Consider the following 18,147-nt stretch of genomic DNA (forward strand, 5'->3'; position numbering starts at 1 on the left):
AATTAGCGCCAGCCAGCGCGGTTCATTAAACGCACGGCGTCGGCATTGTTTTCACCTAAGTGACGCATAGGTAGTGAATCCATTTTGAACTCACCCCAGTTCATCAGGCGGTCACTCCAGTCAACCCCACGGCGAATCGGGTACTCATTATTCGCTTCGGCATACCATTGCTGTGCTTCCGGCGACAACAGGAACTCGACCAAACGGCGAGCATTGTCAGCGTTCTTGGCATGTTTAGTCAGGCCAATGCCGGATACATTCACGTGCGTGCCTTGATCATCTTGATTCGGCCAGAAGATTTTTACTTTGCTGGCAGCTTCGCGCTCAGCAGCATCGTCTGAGGCTTCCATAACACCTAAGTAATAGGTATTTGCTACGGCAATATCACACACGCCATTGGCTAACGCTTTAATTTGGTCACGATCGCCGCCAACCGGTGGCTTGGCCAGATTATCAACTAATCCACGTGCCCATTCTTCAGTTTTTTCTTCACCCCAGTGCTGAATTAACGCGGCGGTTAACGACTGGTTGTAGATGTTGTCTGAGGAACGGATACAAACGTTATTGTCCCAGCGGTTATCGGCTAAATCAGCATAGCCACTAAGTTGCTCTGGATTCACACGATCCGGTGCATAGAAAATTGGCCGGGCGCGTAAGCTCAGGCCCAGCCATAAATTACCGTCGCCGTGATATTGGCTAGGCACCGCTTGCAATGCCAGCGGCGAGCCCAGTTCCTGAAATACACCGGCTTGTGCAGCGCGATGCAGATTGCCCGCATCTACGGTTAAAAATAAATCGGCCGGCGTATTCTCGCCTTCCGCTTGCAAGCGTGTGAGCAGTGCATCGCCACCGCCGGTAAGTAAACGAACCTCAATGCCGGTTTGTTTGGTGAAATCGTCCAGCATTGGCTTGATTAGTGCTTCTTTACGCGCGGAATATAAGTTTACTGTTTCCGCTGCGAAGCTATTAAGAGTAAAGATTGCGGCGCTTAGCGCAGCAATAGAAAGGGTTACAAACTTCATCATAACGGTTACCTCTTGCGTAGATGCCTCGATTATAACAAAAAAATTAAGAAACGATATTGATTCTCATTTGTTGCTGAGTATAATTTGCCGCAAATGAGAATTATTATCAAGAAAAGAGCGGCATATAGTCTCCTCTTTTTGATCTAGCGCAAACTGAAATCTACCAGAGGTAAACATGAAGAACGTCCGACACCCATTGGCACTTGCTGTGTTTTTAGCTCTTTCCGGTCAAGCCATGGCGGCTGATGAGCCGGTGGATATTGAACGCCTAAGTATTCTTGGTTCTAAACAGGCAGTAAATGACCTGCCAGGTTCCGGTTACTACATGGGTGAAGCCGAACTGGCTGAGTTCGAATATACCGACATTCATCGCGCCCTGAGCAAGGTTCCGGGTGTTTACGTGCTGGAAGAAGACGGCTACGGCTTGCGTCCAAATATTGGTATGCGTGGTACCGGCGTATCGCGTTCAGATAAAATTACCGTAATGGAAGACAACGTGATTGCGGCACCAGCGCCGTATGCGTCGCCAGCAGCTTATTACTTCCCTACCTTCGGCCGCATGCAGGCACTGGAAGTTATTAAAGGTAGCTCATCAGTAGCTTATGGCCCACGTACCACGGGCGGCGTATTGAATCTGGTTTCCCGTAGTGTGCCAGCTGCGCCTATTGCTGGCGCCCTGGATTTGGCGGGCGGCAGTGACGGCTATGGTAAAGCGCATGGCTGGGTTGGCGGCATGGGTGAACGCGTTGGTGGCGTATTCGAAGTATTCCGTTATCAGGCTGACGGTTTTAAAGACTTACCAACTGGTGATGACACTGGTTTTTATAAAAACGATTTGATGGGTAAAGTTCGGGTACTGCTTGATGCCGCTGGTCGTCATCAACTAACTCTGAAAATGAAGTATTCCGATGAAGAGTCAGATGAAACTTATTTAGGTATTACTGATGCTGACTTTGCCGCAACCCCATATACACGTTATTCAGCATCACAGTTAGATACCATGATGACTGAGCATCGCCAGTTGCAGGCGAACTATCAGTTTAGCCTGAGCAACGGTGGTGTCTTGTCAGCTGTTGCATATCGCAACGAGTTCGACCGTAACTGGTACAAAGTAAGTAAAATTAACGACACCAGCTTAGGTGGTGGTGCCGAAGAAATTGCTTCTGAATTTGATGCCGATCCACAAGGTTCGCTGGAAGTTGATGTGAAAGCCAACAACCGTATGTACATCAGTGAAGGTGTGCAAGCGAGCGTAGCTTTGCCTTATGGCGCCCACTCAATCACTGTTGGTGGTCGTTTGCACCAGGACGAAATGGACCGCTTCCAGTGGGTTGATGTGTATGACATGAATGCCAGTTATCAAGTGAGCCAGCTAAGTGCGGGCGTGCCTGGCACCGACTCAAACCGCATTGATTCTGCTGAAGCTGCGGCGCTTTTTGTAAACGGCAGTTGGGTGTTTGATGCGTTGAATGTTGAAGCTGGTGTGCGCTATGAGAACGTTGACACCAAGCGTATGGACTGGGGTAAAACGAACCCGGGCCGCACTGATACTCCAAGTCAGGTCGAAAATTCAACCGATATTCTGTTGCCTGCTGTTGGCGCCACTTACCGCCTGAGTGATGCTCTGGTAGTTTTAGCCGGCGTACAAAAAGGTTTTGCTCCGGCAGCACCTGGTAATGATGCACAGGAAAATGAAGAAAGCTGGAACTACGAAGCCGGGGTTCGCTTTAGCGATGCCGGTCGTCGCGCCGAAGTAATTGGTTTCTACAGTGACTACAGCAACATGCATGGTAACTGTACCGCGGCGCAAGGCTGTGATTTAGACACCATTGGCAACCAATACAACGCCGGTGAAGTAACGGTGCAGGGTATTGAAGTACTGGGTGAGTACCGCTTACCACTTGCCAGCGGTGAGCTGGTCGTTGACGGTAGCGCTACCTTTACCGACACCGAGTTCGAAAACAGCTTTTCATCGAACCTGGGTATTTGGGGTGACGTGGTTGCTGGCGACGAACTGGCCTATCAGGCGGATACCCAATATCAACTGGGTGTAGGTTTTGAAGCTTCAGTGTGGCAGTTACATGCAGCTCTGCGTCACACCGGTGCTATGCGTACTCAGGCTGGCCAGGGCTCTTACACTGGCACTGAGCGAATTGATTCTCGCACTGTGGTAGATTTCAGCGCTAAATATAGCCTGGATGCAAACCAAACTATTTATGCGACTATCGATAACGTGCTGGACGAAGAGTATGTTGCAACGCGCACTAATGGTGGCATTCAAGTGGGCAAACCACGTACCTTCCAAATTGGTTACCAGTACAGCTTCTAAGCTGTTGGCAGAGTAACCTGAATGGAAAAATGCTCGCGCAGTTTTTGCGCGAGCATTTTTTTTGCGTCGGTGTTGCCGTGCACCAATCGTATTTCACCGGGTAAGCTATTCATACCGGCCACATAATCCAGCAACCCTTGTTGATCGGCGTGAGCCGAATAACCATGCAGCGTGTGAATAGTTGCGGCCACGGTGATGGCTTTATTGCCAATAGTTACCTGATGCGGCTGTTGTTGTAGTTCGCGGCCCAGTGTGCCCTGCGCCTGATAGCCCACAAACAATACGTCGGTGCGTGCATCGGGTAGCAGCGCCTGCAGGTAGTTCATAATACGGCCACCGGTGCACATGCCGCTGCCGGCAATTACAATACAAGGTGCTGAGGTGCGTTTTAAATAAGCTACCGTAGCCTGATGACGGTCGTGATCTGGAACTATGTGTAGCTGGGTAAAATCCAGCGGGTGGCGCCCCTGGCGAACCCGGCGTCTGGCTTCAGTGTCCCACCAGTGCTGCCAGTCGTCATAGGCTTCGGTAACCCGCAAAGCTAAAGGTGAATCTAGAACAATGGCAATGTCTTGCCAGGACATACCGCTGGCGCCGCTTAATTGATGTTGCTGGAAAGCTGCAATAATAGCCTCAAGCTCGTACAGTAACTCCTGGGTGCGACCGACAGCAAAGGCTGGAATCAAAATGGTGCCCTGGTCGCGCAGGCAGCGCTCTACTATTGCCTGCAACTGCTGCTGGCGCTGTGCGCGACCCTCATGCAGGCGGTCGCCGTAAGTACTTTCCAGCACCAGGATGTCGGCATAGTCGGGGGATTGTGGGTCGCCAAGTAGCGGGGAATCCCGGCAGCCAATGTCGCCAGAGAACACAATGCGCCGGGCAGGGCCAGTTGAACCTGATTCTGTATGCGCTGGGCTGTAGTGAACTTCAACGCCGGCTGACCCCAGAATATGACCAGCTGGAATTAACCGAAACGCCAGGCCGGGTATGGCCGTAATAGCTGTCCATTGTTGATAGCTTAGCGGCCGCAACAATCGCTTGAGGCGCAACAGTAAGCGACGAATCACCAATACTTCGCGGGTTAGCCCAATTTTGATGGCGTCTTCAAGCATAATAGGCATAAGCGCGGCGGTGGCTGCCGAGCAATAAATCGGACGATTAAAGCCCGCCTCGAGCAAATAAGGAATACGGCCAATATGATCAATGTGGGCATGGGTAACTATTAACGCCTGAATGCCCGGATGCAGAAAATCTATGGGTTGCTCAGTGTCGTTCGTGTTTTCGCCCTGAAACAGACCACAATCAACCAATATTGCTAAATTATTAGCCAACCGCAGTTCATGGCAGGACCCGGTGACGCCCGTGACTGCGCCGTGATGTAGCAATTCCAACGTATTCTCCCTATAGTGACTGAGTACAAGTAGAATTATTAATAGATAACCTAAACCGCTAGCACATTAGGCTGAACCAAGGTCATGACGCAGTTCCATTCAATAAGACGCATGCGTATTTGTTCCGAATGCGATTTGGTGGTTGCATTACCGCCATTGCCCGCCGGAACGCAGGCCTCCTGTCCTCGCTGTCAGCACACGCTGGCACGGCGTCAGCGGCAACCAGTGCAGCGCGTAACAGCCTGGGCTCTGGCCGCATTAATGATGTTGGCGGTGGCACTGTATTTCGACTTTGTTAGTTTTAGTACGCGAGGTATTGGCGAGACCATTTCGCTAACCGACACTGTGTTAGCTATGCTCGGCCGGGGCGAAGCCTGGCTGGCGATAGTGCTAACTTTAACTATGGTGGTGTTGCCGGGGTGCTATCTCATTGGCTTGATTTACCTGCATCTTACAGTTGTGTTAGGTGGCAAGTGGCCGGCCCAGCAATTGATGTTGAAATGGGTGAGTTTGGTACAACCCTGGCTGATGGCGGATGTGTTTTTAATTGGCGCCCTGGTGAGTTTGGTTAAAGTGTCATCGCTGGCTGAAATTGAGTTTGAGGTTGGTTTCTGGGCATATGGTGCTTTTGCCCTGTTGGTTATTCATACCGGGCGTTGCATTGACCGTGACTGGTTGTGGTTTGCGCTGGTGGGCGAATCGTCGCCAAAGCCGCAAAAAGTGACCATAGGCGCCAGTGCTGCACCACAAAATTTAATTGGCTGCACTTTATGCGATGCCGTTAATCACAGTGATCATAGCGGTCATTGCAGGCGTTGTGGTTCGCCGTTGTTCATTTGGTACAAATACGCGCAAACGCGCACGCTGGCATTGTTAACCGGCGCAATTATTCTGTACATACCGGCTATGTTACTGCCCATAATGACCACGGTTGATTTAAGTGGTGCTATGCCATCAACCATAGTCGGTGGGGTTATTGAGTTGTGGCAAATAGGGTCGCAACCGGTTGCGGTCATTATTTTTTGTGCCAGTATTGTTATTCCTATAGCCAAAATAATTGCGTTGCTATGGCTGGTGCAGCGTTCGAATAACGCCCGGCTGAGTCACGATAAAAGTTCGCCGATGTTGTTGTACCGCGTGACTGATGTGATTGGACGCTGGTCGATGATCGATGTGTTTGTGGTCGCGATTCTGGTTGCTCTGATTCAGGCTGGCGCTTTAATGTCAGTTTACCCCGGCCCTGCGGCTGCTGCTTTTGCTGGCGTGGTGATACTCACAATGCTGGCCGCTTTTAGTTTTGATACACGCCAATTATGGTGGAGTAAGGAGTTGCGTAAGGATGAATAACAAGGCCAAGGTTTCTAAGCAATCCTGGTTATCGCCAGTGTGGCTTATTCCTATTATTGCTGCCGTAGTGGGCTTTTGGATGGTGTATCAAAGCGAAGCAGGAAAGGGCCCTGAAGTGCAGCTGGAAATAACCTCAGCTGAAGGTATTGAAGCGGGTAAAACACTGGTCAAAGCTCGCGATGTGGAAATTGGGCGGGTAGATTCCTTGCGCCTTTCTGACGACTTTAGCTCGGCCATTGTGACTATCCAAATGAATTCAGCCGCTGAACCCCTATTGCGTAAAGATACCCAGTTTTGGGTGGTGAAACCGCGTATTGCCCGTGACGGCATTAGCGGACTTGGTACTTTGTTGTCCGGCGCCTACATACAAGTGGAACCAGGTACTGCTGAGCAACGCGAAACAAATTTTGTGGCGCTGGAACAACCGCCACTAACCTCATCCGACACACAGGGATTGCGCATTACCTTAATCAGCGATGTAGCGGGTTCACTGGGTGTGGGTGAAATGGTTACTTTTCGGGGGTTTCCGGTAGGGCAGGTGGAAGAAGCAGAATTCGACCCCGAACAACGGCTGGCAAGTTATCAGCTATTCATTGAAGCGCCGTACGATGTGTTAGTGACCGAGAATACCAGATTCTGGATGTACTCCGGGGTGTCAGTGCAGGTTGGCGCGGAAGGTGTGAAATTCGATTTAGGTTCGCTGGAGACGTTGCTGTCGGGTGGGGTCACCTTCGATGTGCCGCGCGACCAACCGCGTGGTGACAAAGTAGCCGCAGAAACTGAGTTTAGGTTATTTAGTGAACGCGAAGACGCTATTCAGCAAGGTTATGCCCGCGCTATAGAGTACGTATTGTTATTTGATGACTCCATTCGCGGTCTGGCTCCGGGAGCTGCGGTTGAGTATCGCGGTGTGCGCGTTGGTACTGTGGCTGCTGCGCCTTTTAAATTTTATCCGGAAGACGACACTGCGTTGCCGTTAAAACTCATTCCCATCAAAATTCGATTTGAGCCGGATCGGCTGGAAGGCTTGGTTAGCAATACCGATTTGGAAGGTTGGAAGGATCGCTTACAGGGGCTGTTTGATGAAGGCATGCGAGCAAGCTTAAAAGCCAATAACTTATTAACCAATTCGCTGTATGTTGACTTGGCTTTTTATGAGAACGAAATGCCAGCAATTGAGCTAGCGGAACTTAACGGTATCCCTGTTATGCCAAGCGTATCTAGCGGTTTGGCGCAACTGGAGCAGAAGGTATCACGGTTACTGGATAGCTTTAATAGTATTCCAATGGAGTCTATTGGCACTAAATTGAATACTGCTCTGGCCGATTCCAGCGCCTTATTCGAGCAATTACAACAAACCAATGCCCGCCTGGATTCGCTGTTAGCCAACGAGAATACACAGGCGTTGCCAGCAGCCCTTACAGAGACCCTGTCGAGCATTAACAAAACGCTAAACGGTTTTGATCAGAACACGCCGGCTTATCAACAATTGCAGGACAGTTTGCAGCAATTAAATGAGGTTCTGCGCGATTTAAGGCCATTGGCCGAAACGCTCAACCGCCAACCGAATGCGTTGATTTTCGACCGCGCTCCGGTAGCCGATCCACAACCGAAGAAGGGGAATTAAGATGAAACAAGCCGCAGGTATTTTGGGTTTAGCCCTACTCATAGGTGGTTGTGCGAGTGCTCCTTTGGAACGCAGTAACTATCAATTAACCGGACTGGCCGATGGCGAAGTCGCATTGCCTTGTGAGCAGGGGTTCCCGGACGTTCGGGTGGGACGTTTGCTAAATGGCGATGGGCTGGTATTACAAACTAGTGCGGTAAACTGGCATCAGGCGCATGAACATAAGTGGGCGGTGCCGTTGCGCGAGCAACTGGTACAAACGCTGCTACAGGATCAAAAACTCAGACAGTGGTTGTGTGCCAACGACGGCGCTCTGGTTATGCAGGACTTCTTTGGGACGCTTGATAATCAGGCGCGGGTAGCCGGTTACTGGCAGTGGTTAGACGCTAACGGGAATCGGCAAACGCGGGTGTTTGAGCAGCAGAAAGTGCTCGCAGCAGACGGCTATGCGGCATTAGTGCATGCACTTAGTAAGGCTTGGCAACAGGTGCTCGAGGAGCAAAAAGCGCAGCTGTAAGTTATTTCATCAGCTGGTTAGAAGCGCCATTCCCAACGCAAATAGCCACCAAATTCAGTATCCTGCCAATCACCACCAAGCTGGCGATCGCGCCAGCTTTGTACGGTAATTTCCAATAACCCGCCCATAAAGCCACGGCGGTGGCCAACATCAATTTGTTGCCGGTCGGTGGCATCATCAAAGAACGGGTGACCACCGTTATCGGGCTGGCTGTTATCCATATTAAATTGAATACTCCGCAGCTTGAAGTGCCAGCCTAAACCGGTGTTGTCGAACCAGCGGTAGCCCAGCGTAACGGCTCGCGTGTCGGTATCAAACATACTGCCAATGGCCTGGCCGTGGTGGCGATAACCATTAAAAAAGTCCTGGTGTTCGTAAAAGCAGTTACCACTGCGCGAGGAGCTATCGCTGCACTTAGCTTCAGTGTCGGTTGCTTCCACATACCAGGTGGACATGCTGTTGGCCGAGCCCTGATGCCATTCCATACCTGCTAACCAGGCGCTGTCGGACAGCCAGTTACTGGCAGTGTCGTTGGCTACTTCAGCGTAAATTGCCCCGTTACCATAATCGCTCATTAAGCTGTATCGGAAATCAAAGCCGAGTAAATGGTTATCATCAATACTGACTAAGTCGCCATCGGTACGGTCCACGCGTGAGCCATTCATTTGGCTACTGTGGCTAACACCTAGTTCCAACGCGGGTAACGGCCGACTGGTAATACGCGTACCCCACAATAAACTGTCATCAGCGTCGCCACGACCGGGGTCAAGCTGACCAATAAACGTAGTGAAGCTAACCGGCCCTAACCAGGATAGAACTGGGGTTGACGCGGGTTCGCTTTGGTAGCGGGAAAGCTGCAGCTTTTCTATCGGGCGAGCGTGCGTAGACATCACCAGAGTACTGTCCTGACCCGGCCCCCACCACAGTGGTAAAGCGTCTACGCTGAAAATCCAGTCGCCCAGTAATAACGCCGCATAACTGCCGTCAAGCGAAGTCGGATTGCTATTATCAACCGGACGATTGCGGTGATTTACCTGTAAGCGGGCGGCCCAGTTGCGACCAATGAACTGGCGTTTCACGCTTACCTTGGCGCGCTCGTGGTGCTGCTCGCCGAAGCCAGCTAAGGTGAGTTTTTCACTGTGACCCTGCACCATGATTGAGGTTTGCGCACCATGGCGGGCCTGATGCAGGGAATGACGCACGTGCGATAGTGCAAACTGCAGTGACTCCGGCAGATTGTTGGCATTTATTTCAGCTAAATCCGCCATGATGGTTTTCCATGGCAGCGGGTAGGTATTCACCGGCACACTGACCAGGCCTGCATTGGCCAGAGTTAGCAGGCTTTGACGCAAGTAGGGATCGTGGGCTTCCAGCCACGGTGATGCCTGAGCGACGCGAATGCTACTTAACAGCGATAAACAAATACAGGTAACAATAAAAAGCGCTTTCATGAAAATTGGGTCACTATGAACAATCCTTAGTCAGTGTTGCGCAAGAATATCAGAACTCAGAATAAATGGCAGTATTGCGAATGGGAATTACGGCAGATACATGTATTCCTTACGCTTTGTGCGCTACCATAGCGGCTATAATCAGCTTCGCAAATAGCAAACTAAAAGGCACATAAGGTGGCTCAAATTACTTGCTCAGTTATTCATTCCCGGTTGGTGCCGGCAGTTAGCGCAGCAATGACAGCGTTGTTATTACTCGGGTGTTCGCCGCAGCAGAGCTCGGAAAGCAGTGTTGCTGCAGGCGCGGAAAATCGCGTGGCAGAACTGGACTTACAGATACTACCGAACCAGCAGTGGCAATTGTCTCGTGAGAGTATTCAGTTAAGTTTTTGTCGCAACCGTACCAATGAAGCTTTGTTAGCTGACAGCGCTGAGTTGCGGCTATGGCGTTTAAGCGGCGAAATTACTGCGTTTCCGGATTACCGGGCAGAAGGCCTGGAAGCCTTGCAGCGGCTGTTCGCCGAGCACGACGTAATGCTCTGGCAGGAGTCCGGCACGGTGAGTTCGCAGTTGTATCGGTTAGTGTCACCTGAAGGTGCGAAGCAGCGCAGTCTGTTTGCCGCCATCGCTAGTTTAAATAGAGACAGCCGACTGTGTTACGTAGCCGTAAAGGGCATCGCTTAACCGAACTAAATAATGAGTCATGGCAAAAACTTAGCACAGTGGTGCATGGGTTTTATGCCAAACCAGGTGGGTAGCTACTATTATTGTATGAGCTAAGTTGCCTGGGGAGGGAACGAAATGTCTATTTATTTACAAATAGAAGATAAGCTGGTGGATGCTTTTACGCCTAGCCATTTGGAAGTGGTAAACGAAAGCCACATGCACAGTAGCGGAGCAGGTGCGGAGTCGCATTTTAAAGTGGTTTTGGTAAGCCAGAAGTTTACCGGAGAACGCTTATTAAACCGCCATCGCGCGGTGAACAAAGTACTGGCCGATGAGCTGTTAAATCATATTCATGCGCTGGCGCTACACACTTATACCGAAGAAGAATGGAAAGACTTATTTAATGGTGCGCCTATGTCACCGCCATGTATGGGTGGTAGCAAGAGAGAGCGCCGTTGAGTTTTGGTCAGGAACTCAGATGTGTTGCTGCTAAGCACTCAGGTACACTAGTATTACTCGTTATAAAATTCTGAATCAAAAGCAGGGATAACAACATGGTTATAAAACCAAAAATCAGAGGCTTTATTTGCACTAACGCGCATCCGGTTGGCTGTGCTGAAAACGTTAAACAACAAATTGAATTCGTAAAGTCTCAACCGAAGGTAAGCCCGGGCCCCAAGAATGTTTTAGTTATAGGTTCTTCCACCGGCTACGGCTTAGCGTCACGTATTACCGCAGCCTTTGGTGCTGGCGCCAGCACTTTGGGTGTGTGTTTTGAAAAAGAGCCTACCGAACGTAAAACCGGTACCGCCGGTTGGTATAACACGGCGGCGTTTCATACTGAAGCAAAAGCAGCTGGTTTGTATGCCGATACCATTAACGGTGATGCCTTCTCTAATGAGTGCAAGGCTGAAGTTATTGAGCGTATAAAAGCCAATATGGGATCCATTGATTTGGTGGTTTACAGCCTGGCCTCACCAAAACGTAAAGACCCGGAAACCGGTGAGGTTTATAGCTCTACCTTAAAGCCAGTTGGTAAAGCTTATACCACCAAAACCTACGATACTGATAAAGATCTGGTGCATGACATTACGCTTGAACCAGCCAACGACGAAGAAATTGCCAATACCGTAAAAGTAATGGGCGGTGAAGACTGGGAATTATGGTTGAAGGCACTGCATGAAGCTGGTGTATTAGCTGACAATTGCCAGACCACTGCTTACACTTACATCGGTAAAAAACTGACCTGGCCAATTTACGGTCACGCTACTATTGGCCGTGCGAAGGAAGACTTGGATCGCGCTGCCACTGCACTGCGTGAGAACTATCAAGACGTGAATCTGAAAGCATATGTGTCATCGTTAAAAGCGCTGGTAACTCAGGCCAGTTCAGCTATACCTGTAATGCCGTTGTATATTTCGCTAATTTACGGCGTGATGAAGCAAGAAGGTACTCATGAAGGCTGTATTGAGCAGGCGTACCGCTTGTTTACCGAAGGCTTGTATGCAAGTAATCCAACGTTGGATGACGGCGGTCGCTTGCATATGGACGGCCACGAAACCAATGAGCAAACTCAGGCGCGGGTAGAGGCGTTATGGGACCAGGTCACGCAGGAAAACTTCCACGAGTTGGCCGACTACGAAGAGTATCATAAAGACTTTTTGCGCCTGTTTGGTTTCGGCCTGAACGGGGTGGATTACGATGCCGATGTTGATCCTGTCGTAAACTGGTAATCCCACAGAGAAAATGTGATTAATTTCCCTGTAGTGTGTGGCATCCCTACAGGGAAAAATGCTAAAATCCCCGCCCTAGGTGAAACATCAAAATTTGAGTGTCGCGAATTTCGCAATAATGTTCGCGGTAACCTAATGATTTCTCAGGTTTTCAGTCCAGCGACTGGAAGTGATTAATCTTCCTTAACGAGTAGTGCAAACGCGTATGATTACGATAAAGAAAGGTCTGGATATCCCCATCAAGGGAGCTCCCCAACAAACTATCGAAGACGGCAAAGCTGCGAAAACAGTAGCCGTTTTGGGCGAAGAGTATGTGGGCATGCGTCCGACGATGCACGTTAAAGTCGATGACGTAGTAAAGAAAGGCCAGTTGATTTTTGAAGATAAGAAAAATCCTGGTGTTAAATTTACAGCTCCGGCTGCCGGTAAAGTGAAAGACGTTTTACGCGGCGCGAAGCGAGTTTTACAGGCTGTTGTTATTGAAGTAGACGGCACTGATAAAGTTACCTTCGACTCTTTTGACAGCAGCAAGCTAGACAGCATTGAACGCGACAAAGTGAAAGAGATACTGGTGGAGTCAGGCCAATGGCCAGCACTTCGCACCCGTCCTTTCAGCCGTTCGCCTGCACTTGATGCTGAGCCGACCGCTATTTTCGTGAGCGTAATGGACACCAATCCATTAGCCGCCGACCCTACCTTAATAGTTAAGGAACAGTCACAAGCCTTCATTGATGGCCTGAAAGTACTGAAACGCTTAACTGACGGTAAGGTGTTTGTGACTAAAGCCGCCGATGCTGAAGTTGATACTGGCGATGCTGACGTGCAAGTTGAGAGCTTCAGTGGTCCTCATCCAGCAGGTCTGGTTGGAACCCATATTCACTTCTTGCAACCGGTTAGCGTGAAGAAGCCAGTGTGGCACATTGGTTATCAGGACGTGATTGCCTACGGTAAATTATTTACCACAGGTGAGCTGTTCACTGATCGAGTTGTTGCTTTGGCCGGTCCTGGCGTTAGTCAGCCGCGTTTGCTGCGCACCCAAATGGGCGCCAGCTTAACCGACCTAACAGCAGGCGAGCTAACTGATGGCGATTTACGCGTTATTTCAGGTTCAATTCTGAACGGTACTACGGCTGACGAAGACCATGCTTGGTTAGGTCGCTTCCATAACCAGGTTAGCGTATTGCGTGAAGGCCACGAAAAAATTCTGTTTGGCTGGATTTTACCGGGCATGAATCAGCACTCAATTACGCGTGCTTACGCCGGTCATTTAGCGCCGAAGAAAGAATTTGATATGACTACCTCTACCAATGGCTCAAGCCGCGCAATGGTTCCAATTGGAAACTACGAGCGGATTATGCCACTGGATATTCTGCCAACCATGTTGTTACGCGATATGTTGTCTGGTGACACTGAAGGCGCGCAAAAATTAGGCTGTTTAGAGCTGGATGAAGAAGATTTGGCTCTGTGTACTTATGTATGTCCTGGTAAGTACGAATATGGCCCGGTCCTGCGTAACGTGCTCAGCACGATCGAGAAAGAGGGCTAATCATGAGCTTAAAAAATTACATCGAGCAAATCGAGCCGAACTTTGAAAAAGGCGGTAAATATGAAAAGTGGTATGCGCTTTATGAAGCCGTTGCCACTATTTTATATACGCCAGGTCATGTGACTAAAACCGGCACCCATGTACGTGACAATATTGACTTGAAACGTATCATGATTTTCGTTTGGTTAATGACCTTCCCAGCTATGTTCTGGGGTATGTACAACATTGGTAACCAGGCCGCGATGGCACTGGCTGAAGGCTATCAGTTATCTGATGTCTGGCAGGTGGGTTTATTTGAACTTATAGGTGCGCAGTTAACTGCGGATTCCGGTTGGCTTACCAAAATGTGGTACGGTGCCTGTTTCTTCTTCCCTATTTACGCCGTGGTGTTCTTTGTCGGTGGCTTCTGGGAAGTCCTGTTTGCGTCCATTCGTAAACACGAAGTAAACGAAGGCTTCTTTGTTACCTCCGTGCTGTTCGCACTTATTTTACCGCCAACCTTGCCACTGTGGCAGGCTGCCTTAGGTATCACCTTCGGTGTTGTTATTGGTAAAGAAATCTTTGGTGGTACTGGCCGTAACTTCTTAAACCCTGCCTTAACCGGCCGGGCATTCCTGTACTTTGCTTACCCAGCCGCAATTTCTGGTGATGCGGTATGGACTGCAGTTGACGGTTTCTCGGGTGCAACTTACCTGGGTCAGTCAGCTCTGGGCGAACTTGATTACAGCAACACTGCCGCTTGGTGGGATGCGTTCTTAGGTAACATCCAAGGTTCTATGGGTGAAGTATCTACCCTGATGATCTTAATTGGTGGTTTAGCACTGATTTATTTCCGTATTGCTTCCTGGCGTATTGTTGCCGGTGTGTTTATCGGCATGCTGTTGTTCTCAGGTTTATTGAACCTGATTGGCAGCGAAACTAACCCTATGTTTGCGATGCCGTGGTACTGGCACTTAGTGGTTGGTGGTTTTGCTTTCGGTATGATGTTTATGGCAACCGACCCGGTGTCGGCTTCGTTTACCAACCGTGGTAAATGGGCATACGGCATCCTGATTGGTTTAATGACTGTACTGATTCGCGTAATTAACCCAGCTTATCCGGAAGGAATCATGTTGGCGATTCTGTTTGCGAACGTGTTTGCGCCATTATTTGATTACTTTGTGGTTCAGGCGAATGTGAAGCGGAGGTTGGCGCGCAATGTCTAAAAAGAACGAATCTTTGGGTAAAACGGTATTTGTCGTTGTTGCCCTGTGTTTAGTGTGCTCTGTCATTGTGGCCGGTGCAGCGGTTGGCTTAAAGCCACTGCAGCAAAAGAATGCCGCACTTGATATGCAGCGTAACGTTTTGGATGCCGCCGGTATTTTAGAGCCAGGCATGGATGTTGTTGAAATCTTCGAGCAGCGTGTAGCAACGCGTCTGGTTAACTTGAACGATTTCGCCACGCCGGAAACTGCTGATGGTAAAAATGCCACTCAGTACAGCCCGCGCATGGCAGCACAAGATCCAGATTTGAGCACTAATTTGTCAAAGTCTGAAGACATTGCTGGTATTGGTCGTCGCGAAGATGTCGCACAAGTTTATTTCATCAACAACGAACAAGGTGAACTGCAAACTCTGGTAGTGCACATTCGCGGCTACGGCTTGTGGGGTACTATGTATGGCTTGCTGGCGCTGGATAGCGACCTGAATACTATACGTGGCATTAACTTCTACGAGCACAGCGAAACTCCGGGCTTAGGTGGTGAAATTCAAAATCCACGTTGGGCAGCAAACTGGGAAGGTAAGAAAGTTTACGGTGACCAGCTTGAGCAAGTGCAAATTGACGTAACCAAGAATGCTACTGACGAAGCGCATGATATTGATGCTTTATCGGGTGCAACCTTGACCAGCAATGGCGTTGAGAACCTGATCCAATATTGGTTCAGCGACAAGGCTTATGGCCCCATGTTGGATAAAATTCGCAAAGGAGAGCTGAACAATGGCTAGCTCAAAAGAGATGAAAGAGGTTCTGTTTGGACCGATTTTCGCGAACAACCCAATTGCGCTGCAAATACTAGGTATTTGTTCGGCACTGGCGGTAACGTCGAAAATGGAAAACACCCTGGTAATGTGTATTGCACTTACCTTCGTGGTGGCATTTTCAAACTTATTTATCTCAATTATTCGTAACCATATTCCATCGAGTGTGCGGATTATTGTGCAAATGACCATTATTGCCAGCTTGGTAATTGTGGTAGATCAGGTTTTACGCGCTTATGCATACAGTGTGGCCAAGGAAATTTCGGTTTTCGTGGCACTGATTATTACCAACTGTATCGTTATGGGTCGTGCTGAAGCTTACGCAATGAAGAGCCCGCCGTTCATGTCGTTCTTAGACGGCCTTGGTAACGGTTTAGGTTATTCCTTCGTGTTGTTGGTAGTTGGCTTTATTCGTGAACTATTCGGCTCAGGTAGCCTGTTTGGTACGCAAATTTTACCAGTAGTGTCTGAAGGTGGCTGGTATCAGCCGGTCGGTCTGTTGGTATTGCCACCAAGCGCCTTCTTTATTATCGGCGGGATTATTTGGGTACTGCGTACCTTCCGTCCTGAACAAGTCGAACCGAAGGAGTAGGGGAACGTCATGGAAGCATATATCAGCTTATTTATTAAATCGGTATTTGTAGAGAACCTGGCACTAACCTTCTTCTTGGGTATGTGTACGTTTTTAGCAGTATCGAAAAAAGTTAGCACAGCTTTTGGTCTGGGCGTTGCCGTTATTGTGGTATTGGGTATTTCGGTACCAGTGAACAATATTATCTATCACGGTATTTTGGCTCCTGGCGCACTAGAGTGGGCCGGTTTTCCTGATGCAGACTTGAGCTTTTTGCGATTCTTGACCTTTATCGGTGTGATTGCAGCATTGGTGCAAATTCTGGAGATGACTCTGGATAAATATGTACCAGCTCTATACAACGCACTAGGTATTTTCTTACCGCTAATTACCGTGAACTGCGCTATTTTCGGTGGCGTTGCCTTCATGGTTGAGCGTAACTATACCTTTGCTGAAAGTGTTGTATACGGCATCGGCAGTGGTGTGGGCTGGGCGCTTGCCATTGTTGCTTTGGCTGCGGTGCGTGAGAAATTAAAGTATGCAGATGTACCCGATGGTTTGCGCGGCTTAGGCGCAACTTTTATGGCGGTAGGTCTTATTGGTTTGGGCTTTATGTCATTTTCTGGCGTATCACTTTAAGCTCCGAATTGGTCGAACGGGATAACTAGAGGTACAGTCGATGCAACAGCAAGAGATCATTCAGATCGCTCTCGGCGTAGGCATGTTTACTGTAATCGTACTGGTATTGGTTGCCATTATTATGGCGGCGAAATCAAAACTGGTACCAAGCGGTGATGTCGAAATTCTGATTAACAATGATGAAGACAAGAAAATTATTACTCAGCCAGGCACTAAACTGCTTGGTGCACTAGCCAACGCTGGAATATTTGTTTCTTCAGCTTGTGGTGGTGGTGGTTCATGTGGCCAGTGTACGGTCAGAGTGAAAGAGGGTGGCGGTGACATTCTGCCTACCGAAAAAGACCACATTAATAAGAAAGAAGCGCGCGAAGGCACGCGTCTATCTTGTCAGGTGAACGTGAAGCAAAACATGAAAATCGAATTACCAGAAGAGGTATTCGGTATTCGTAAGTGGGATTGCACCGTGAAGTCGAATGACAACGTGGCAACCTTCATTAAAGAGTTTGTGGTGCAACTACCGGAAGGCGAAGATGTACCTTTCCGTGCCGGTGGCTTCATTCAGATTGAAGCGCCACCACACCACGTGAAGTATCGCGACTTTGACGTTGCAGAGCGCTTCCGCGGTGACTGGGAACGTTTTGGTTTCTTTGATGTTGAATCAAAAGTAGACGAAGAAGTGGTTCGCGCTTATTCAATGGCCAACTATCCGGAAGAGAAAGGCATTATTATGCTGAACGTTCGGATAGCTACTCCGCCACCAAATAACTTGAGCCTGCCAGCAGGTAAAATGTCGTCATACATGTTTAGCTTAAAAGAAGGCGATAAAGTAACTATTTCAGGTCCTTTCGGTGAGTTCTTCGCGAAAGAAACCGAAGCTGAAATGATTTTCGTTGGTGGTGGTGCTGGGATGGCGCCAATGCGTTCGCACATTTTCGACCAACTGCGTCGTATTAAAACCGACCGTAAAATTTCATTCTGGTACGGTGCGCGTTCGAAGAAAGAAATGTTCTACGTTGAAGATTTTGACATGCTAGCGCGTGAAAATGACAACTTCGACTGGCACGTAGCGCTTTCTGATCCGCAACCAGAAGATAACTGGGAAGGCGACACAGGCTTTATTCACAATGTGTTGTACGAGCGTTATCTGAAAGACCACGAAGCGCCGGAAGATTGTGAGTTCTACATGTGTGGACCGCCGGTAATGAACGCCGCGGTTATCAATATGCTGCACGAACTTGGTGTGGAAGAAGAGAATATTATGCTTGATGACTTTGGAGGCTAACGAA

General features: G+C 49.1%; 16 protein-coding genes. 13 read left to right on the forward strand and 3 right to left on the reverse strand.

Going from position 1 to position 18,147, the window contains the following annotated elements; translation table 11 throughout:
- Nucleotides 1–2: 2 nt before the first annotated feature.
- A complete protein-coding gene (locus CCE91_RS03850) occupies nucleotides 3–1,025 on the reverse strand; it encodes a Fe(3+) ABC transporter substrate-binding protein (RefSeq protein ID WP_086433929.1) in 1,023 nt (340 codons plus the stop codon).
- 175 nt (nucleotides 1,026–1,200) lie between these two features.
- On the opposite strand from CCE91_RS03850, the gene CCE91_RS03855 reads away from it, so the two are divergent.
- The gene (locus tag CCE91_RS03855) at nucleotides 1,201–3,354 is read left to right on the forward strand and encodes a TonB-dependent receptor family protein (RefSeq protein WP_086433930.1); all 2,154 of its coding nucleotides are present in this window, start codon (nucleotides 1,201–1,203) and stop codon (nucleotides 3,352–3,354) included.
- On the opposite strand, the gene CCE91_RS03860 is transcribed toward CCE91_RS03855, so the two are convergent.
- Complete coding sequence (locus tag CCE91_RS03860) at nucleotides 3,351–4,745, reverse strand: MBL fold metallo-hydrolase (protein ID WP_086433931.1); 1,395 nt, start codon at nucleotides 4,743–4,745, stop codon at nucleotides 3,351–3,353. The two genes, CCE91_RS03855 and CCE91_RS03860, sit on opposite strands and share 4 nt — an antisense overlap.
- Before the next feature lie 84 nt (nucleotides 4,746–4,829).
- On the opposite strand from CCE91_RS03860, the gene CCE91_RS03865 reads away from it, so the two are divergent.
- Genes CCE91_RS03865 through CCE91_RS03875 form a run of 3 tightly spaced genes read left to right on the forward strand, consistent with a single transcriptional unit; the run spans nucleotide 4,830 to nucleotide 8,236 of the window.
- Complete coding sequence (locus CCE91_RS03865) at nucleotides 4,830–6,092, forward strand: paraquat-inducible protein A (RefSeq protein WP_086433932.1); 1,263 nt, start codon at nucleotides 4,830–4,832, stop codon at nucleotides 6,090–6,092.
- Nucleotides 6,085–7,719, forward strand: coding sequence for an intermembrane transport protein PqiB (gene pqiB / locus CCE91_RS03870; RefSeq protein WP_086433933.1), 1,635 nt, complete (start codon nucleotides 6,085–6,087; stop codon nucleotides 7,717–7,719). Before CCE91_RS03865 ends, pqiB begins: the two co-directional genes overlap by 8 nt.
- A 1-nt stretch (nucleotide 7,720) precedes the next feature.
- A complete protein-coding gene (locus CCE91_RS03875; RefSeq protein ID WP_086433934.1) occupies nucleotides 7,721–8,236 on the forward strand; it encodes a PqiC family protein in 516 nt (171 codons plus the stop codon).
- Between the two features lie 17 nt (nucleotides 8,237–8,253).
- On the opposite strand, the gene CCE91_RS03880 is transcribed toward CCE91_RS03875, so the two are convergent.
- Nucleotides 8,254–9,687, reverse strand: coding sequence for a capsule assembly Wzi family protein (locus CCE91_RS03880; protein WP_086433935.1), 1,434 nt, complete (start codon nucleotides 9,685–9,687; stop codon nucleotides 8,254–8,256).
- A gap of 177 nt (nucleotides 9,688–9,864) precedes the next feature.
- On the opposite strand from CCE91_RS03880, the gene CCE91_RS03885 reads away from it, so the two are divergent.
- From CCE91_RS03885 to nqrF, 9 genes are all read left to right on the forward strand, one after another.
- Complete coding sequence (locus tag CCE91_RS03885) at nucleotides 9,865–10,371, forward strand: hypothetical protein (protein ID WP_086433936.1); 507 nt, start codon at nucleotides 9,865–9,867, stop codon at nucleotides 10,369–10,371.
- Between the two features lie 117 nt (nucleotides 10,372–10,488).
- Nucleotides 10,489–10,812, forward strand: a complete 324-nt coding sequence (bolA, locus tag CCE91_RS03890; RefSeq protein WP_086433937.1) for a transcriptional regulator BolA — start codon at nucleotides 10,489–10,491, stop codon at nucleotides 10,810–10,812.
- 95 nt (nucleotides 10,813–10,907) lie between these two features.
- A complete protein-coding gene (gene fabV, locus CCE91_RS03895; protein WP_086433938.1) occupies nucleotides 10,908–12,086 on the forward strand; it encodes an enoyl-ACP reductase FabV in 1,179 nt (392 codons plus the stop codon).
- Nucleotides 12,087–12,291: 205 nt separating this feature from the next.
- Nucleotides 12,292–13,632 carry a Na(+)-translocating NADH-quinone reductase subunit A gene (locus tag CCE91_RS03900; RefSeq protein WP_086433939.1) on the forward strand — a complete coding sequence of 447 codons (1,341 nt, stop codon included), beginning with the start codon at nucleotides 12,292–12,294 and terminating at the stop codon, nucleotides 13,630–13,632.
- 2 nt (nucleotides 13,633–13,634) lie between these two features.
- On the forward strand, nucleotides 13,635–14,837 hold the full coding sequence (locus tag CCE91_RS03905; protein WP_086433940.1) for an NADH:ubiquinone reductase (Na(+)-transporting) subunit B: 1,203 nt from the start codon (nucleotides 13,635–13,637) through the stop codon (nucleotides 14,835–14,837).
- Nucleotides 14,830–15,618, forward strand: a complete 789-nt coding sequence (locus CCE91_RS03910) for a Na(+)-translocating NADH-quinone reductase subunit C (protein WP_086433941.1) — start codon at nucleotides 14,830–14,832, stop codon at nucleotides 15,616–15,618. Before CCE91_RS03905 ends, CCE91_RS03910 begins: the two co-directional genes overlap by 8 nt.
- A complete protein-coding gene (locus CCE91_RS03915) occupies nucleotides 15,611–16,243 on the forward strand; it encodes an NADH:ubiquinone reductase (Na(+)-transporting) subunit D (protein WP_086433942.1) in 633 nt (210 codons plus the stop codon). Before CCE91_RS03910 ends, CCE91_RS03915 begins: the two co-directional genes overlap by 8 nt.
- 9 nt (nucleotides 16,244–16,252) lie before the next feature.
- Nucleotides 16,253–16,861 carry an NADH:ubiquinone reductase (Na(+)-transporting) subunit E gene (gene nqrE, locus CCE91_RS03920; RefSeq protein ID WP_086433943.1) on the forward strand — a complete coding sequence of 203 codons (609 nt, stop codon included), beginning with the start codon at nucleotides 16,253–16,255 and terminating at the stop codon, nucleotides 16,859–16,861.
- 55 nt (nucleotides 16,862–16,916) lie between these two features.
- Nucleotides 16,917–18,143 (forward strand): NADH:ubiquinone reductase (Na(+)-transporting) subunit F, encoded by a 1,227-nt coding sequence (nqrF, locus tag CCE91_RS03925; protein ID WP_086434820.1) that lies wholly within the window; start codon nucleotides 16,917–16,919, stop codon nucleotides 18,141–18,143.
- The last annotated feature ends 4 nt before the right edge of the window (nucleotides 18,144–18,147 follow it).

The organism is Pseudidiomarina planktonica (assembly GCF_900177775.1).
In the GTDB taxonomy this organism is placed as follows: domain Bacteria; phylum Pseudomonadota; class Gammaproteobacteria; order Enterobacterales; family Alteromonadaceae; genus Pseudidiomarina; species Pseudidiomarina planktonica.

What these genes read in the sequence shown, in the direction of transcription:
- CCE91_RS03850 (WP_086433929.1), bottom strand. Translation starts at nt 1,025, where the DNA reads ATGATGAAGTTTGTAACCCTTTCTATTGCTGCGCTAAGCGCCGCAATC.
- CCE91_RS03855 (WP_086433930.1), top strand. Translation starts at nt 1,201, where the DNA reads ATGAAGAACGTCCGACACCCATTGGCACTTGCTGTGTTTTTAGCTCTT.
- CCE91_RS03865 (WP_086433932.1), top strand. Translation starts at nt 4,830, where the DNA reads ATGACGCAGTTCCATTCAATAAGACGCATGCGTATTTGTTCCGAATGC.
- pqiB (WP_086433933.1), top strand. Translation starts at nt 6,085, where the DNA reads ATGAATAACAAGGCCAAGGTTTCTAAGCAATCCTGGTTATCGCCAGTG.
- CCE91_RS03875 (WP_086433934.1), top strand. Translation starts at nt 7,721, where the DNA reads ATGAAACAAGCCGCAGGTATTTTGGGTTTAGCCCTACTCATAGGTGGT.
- CCE91_RS03880 (WP_086433935.1), bottom strand. Translation starts at nt 9,687, where the DNA reads ATGAAAGCGCTTTTTATTGTTACCTGTATTTGTTTATCGCTGTTAAGT.
- bolA (WP_086433937.1), top strand. Translation starts at nt 10,489, where the DNA reads ATGTCTATTTATTTACAAATAGAAGATAAGCTGGTGGATGCTTTTACG.
- fabV (WP_086433938.1), top strand. Translation starts at nt 10,908, where the DNA reads ATGGTTATAAAACCAAAAATCAGAGGCTTTATTTGCACTAACGCGCAT.
- CCE91_RS03900 (WP_086433939.1), top strand. Translation starts at nt 12,292, where the DNA reads ATGATTACGATAAAGAAAGGTCTGGATATCCCCATCAAGGGAGCTCCC.
- CCE91_RS03905 (WP_086433940.1), top strand. Translation starts at nt 13,635, where the DNA reads ATGAGCTTAAAAAATTACATCGAGCAAATCGAGCCGAACTTTGAAAAA.
- CCE91_RS03910 (WP_086433941.1), top strand. Translation starts at nt 14,830, where the DNA reads ATGTCTAAAAAGAACGAATCTTTGGGTAAAACGGTATTTGTCGTTGTT.
- CCE91_RS03915 (WP_086433942.1), top strand. Translation starts at nt 15,611, where the DNA reads ATGGCTAGCTCAAAAGAGATGAAAGAGGTTCTGTTTGGACCGATTTTC.
- nqrE (WP_086433943.1), top strand. Translation starts at nt 16,253, where the DNA reads ATGGAAGCATATATCAGCTTATTTATTAAATCGGTATTTGTAGAGAAC.